We start from the raw sequence: 2,895 nt of genomic DNA, 5'->3' as shown, positions 1-2,895 counted from the left end.
ATCGTACTCCAGGCGGCGGGACCAGCGGCGCGGCGACGGGCGCTGGGCATTGCCGGTAAAGTTGTCCCATCGATAAAGATTACATCGTTAAAGATGGCGACGTAATGAACTTCTTGTTTAACGTTTGATTTGTTTTGAATGAAAAAAAACCAAGCTTTGGGATGGTTTTTTTCAATATGGGGGACTCATTGCGCCCCCCGAATACTACTTATAATTGAAGTGGTTTATAACTTATAATTTTATCCGCAATTTCTTCTGCGCTAAGTTCTTCATAATAAATATAATTAGCTGCCTGAGGATCTGCGACACTTCTACAAAGGAGGTCGATGTCATTATCAGCTTCTTCTTCTGTCCCTTCGCTGTGTTGGATTTTCCTTATTAGTTCGATAAGCACTTGCCTTTGCATATTATACCTCAAAAATGATAAGCACGATCTAGAATGTCAAGGTGATATTTTGTTGTAACGATTACTTGATTATCAATCATCATAAATACCGCCTCCATGTTGGATAGGGGTTCTCTGGTGTAGGACATAAGATCTATTTTTCCCGCTCCACTGTGTATCATGCACTATTGGAGCTTTTCCGCCCCGCATTCCAGAAACGACAGAGCGTGGGCTTTTGTCAAGGCATTTCGAATTGGTTGCTTAATTAAGCGAACTGCTCATCATTATTAAAATCATGTTCTATATGTGTCATTTTCCCTATAATAATTCACCTCATCGATAAACCATTTATTCCCATGACCTCCACTATTTTTATTCTTCACCATATAGTTCAAAGAACTGACTAACATCCATCCTTTCAAAGAAAAAGTTTCTACTGCTAAGGGCATTTCCAGACCCTCTTCATCAAGGTATATTTCGTCATCCTCCAAACTTTGGATATAATCCCAAGAAATATAAAAGAAGTGAGTATCTTCAGGCCGTGCTTCCCATGTGTTTATATTAGTATAAATCCATTCACCAGGCTCTAACTGAGAAAGACTTGCTATTAATTCATCTATAGATGTATATGTATTCATTATACCCTCACAATTATCTGCATCGAGACCCCCCCAAGTTTTTCTTCCACCATATCCTTTCGGGTCATAATCCAGATGCCTTGAGTTATGATCTGGCCAATCAACCAATTGTAACAACCCACCAACTCGCTCATGATGATGCCAAGTTGTTTCCCAACCAGAACCTGTTGGAGCTGTTCTTAGGAGCGCGCCACGCTTACCTGGTGAAACCTTTTCAAATATGCCCGGGAATTTTTCCTCAAGGGAAGCTCTATATGATGGGTCATTATTCATTTTATAATATAATTGTCTGTTCGCTTTCTGGAAGTGTTTTCCGTCACTCATTCTAAACATGTTTTTAGGTAAGTTTTTTTAATATTGACTTTATAGGCGCCATCATCCCCAAGATTGAGAAATAATACATTCCCTTTATTTACCTCTTCTACTTCATCTTCTGGAAGACTCCACCAATCTACGTCTCCATTTATTCTATGCTTTAATGATATCAAATCATAAATAACTAAAGTGGTAGTATCTGTTTGTATGCTTATGATTTTTCTCATTGCGTAAGCAAAGGCCGGAAATACCTCCCCGGTCTAGCCTATTAGTTAACAAAGCTTTCTATAGATTTTATAATGCTTTTATAGAATTGAATCGACTCTTCACCGACTGGTATATTCTCAGTCGGCGATTCAATTGGCACTCCATGCTGATCATATATTTTATTTCTGACAGGATTTTTAAAATAATGCTGTGGTAAAATATCCACTTCGCTCGTTTCGATAGTTTTAAACGTTACGAAAGAACCGTTTTTCCAACATGAATTATCAGTAATAATTGGTGGCAATAGCAAATTATCTTTTGCCAATACAGCATCTTCTTGAAGCGAAGATGTAAAATAGTCATATATATATATAACTATAGTATTTTTGAATGGGCCGACATCTATTTTACCCAGGGCGACCATACCATAGCCTAATCGATCATCATTTAACTGGAAGTAAAAAACATCGCCTTCTTTTGGCCACTTTTTTTGCTTTTCATTTCCTGACACTACTGTAAGTCTGTCGGCCATTTTACATTAACCCCATTGTTTTTAAGCCAGTTTCCACCCCACAAAACAGCATCCGAGTATAACTTTCTTGTAGGACTTATGCTATTGATAGAATTTTCAAAATGGGAATTATTGTGAATAACTGCTTATTCTATGCTCCGTGCATGACCGCGATTTAGCCTTCTTCAGTGATTCTAAATCCTAAATACACATGGGTATTATTCCCACCTTTTGCCTTTCTTTTAATCCAGTCAGCAAATGACATGTTTCTCACTGACCGTTTAGGGCTTCCATTTTTGCAAGCGGTTAAACCTATAGGATCCCCCCAGCGCATTCGGCGCATACTGGTAAAGATTTATCCCCCCGCCAGCCCTATCGGGTCCTGATGCGTAAACCGTCCGCAGTCCGGGTCGTAATACCTGAACAGATTGTCGTGCAACTCTCTCACAATGCAGGTGTTGCCCCTGCATCCGCTCGTTCTGGGAATATCCTGATCCCTGCGTCTCGCTCTCCCGCAGCAGCTTGCCCCAGGCGGTGTTCGCCGTCGTACCGGTAGTGCCAGCGGATCTGGCCGTTATCCTTCTCTACGGTACGGCCGTGGATGTCATAACGCCACTGAATACCGTTCAGTTGCGTGACCCGGTTATGGGCAGTCTTCTTTCCAGCGCCCTCTAACGGGTTACCAGCCGCATCCCAGTGCCACTGCTCCTGACCGGGCAGCGAGCCGTCCTGAGCGAGCAGGCCCCGGCGCTGTCGTACTGCCAGCGGTTCCAGTTAAACGGGTTATCGTCCCGTTCTTCCCGCACCAGGTTATTGCGATAATCGTACTCCAGGCGGCG

At 42.0% G+C, this 2,895-nt stretch carries 4 protein-coding genes and 2 pseudogenes; all 6 read right to left on the bottom strand.

All coding sequences use genetic code 11. The features are described 5' to 3' along the window. Positions 1-208: 208 nt before the first annotated feature. On the bottom strand, positions 209-406 hold the full coding sequence (locus tag AC0TN7_RS00110) for a hypothetical protein (RefSeq protein WP_023292191.1): 198 nt from the start codon (positions 404-406) through the stop codon (positions 209-211). A 72-nt stretch (positions 407-478) separates the two neighbouring features. Beyond that, complete coding sequence (locus AC0TN7_RS00105; RefSeq protein WP_350310066.1) at positions 479-595, bottom strand: hypothetical protein; 117 nt, start codon at positions 593-595, stop codon at positions 479-481. Positions 596-678: 83 nt separating this feature from the next. Beyond that, positions 679-1,347, bottom strand: a complete 669-nt coding sequence (locus tag AC0TN7_RS00100; protein WP_267214972.1) for an HNH endonuclease family protein — start codon at positions 1,345-1,347, stop codon at positions 679-681. 26 nt (positions 1,348-1,373) lie between these two features. Then, positions 1,374-1,565 (bottom strand): annotated as a pseudogene (locus AC0TN7_RS00095) (DUF6386 family protein); the annotation flags it as partial. Positions 1,566-1,606: 41 nt separating this feature from the next. Next, entirely contained in the window at positions 1,607-2,077 is a 471-nt protein-coding gene (locus AC0TN7_RS00090; protein WP_024907041.1) for an Imm26 family immunity protein, read from the bottom strand. Positions 2,078-2,231: 154 nt separating this feature from the next. Beyond that, positions 2,232-2,895: pseudogene (locus AC0TN7_RS00085) on the bottom strand (RHS repeat domain-containing protein); the annotation flags it as partial.

The organism is Enterobacter sp. PL_is511 (assembly GCF_055816065.1).
This window is presented reverse-complemented; position numbering and strand designations above follow the sequence as displayed.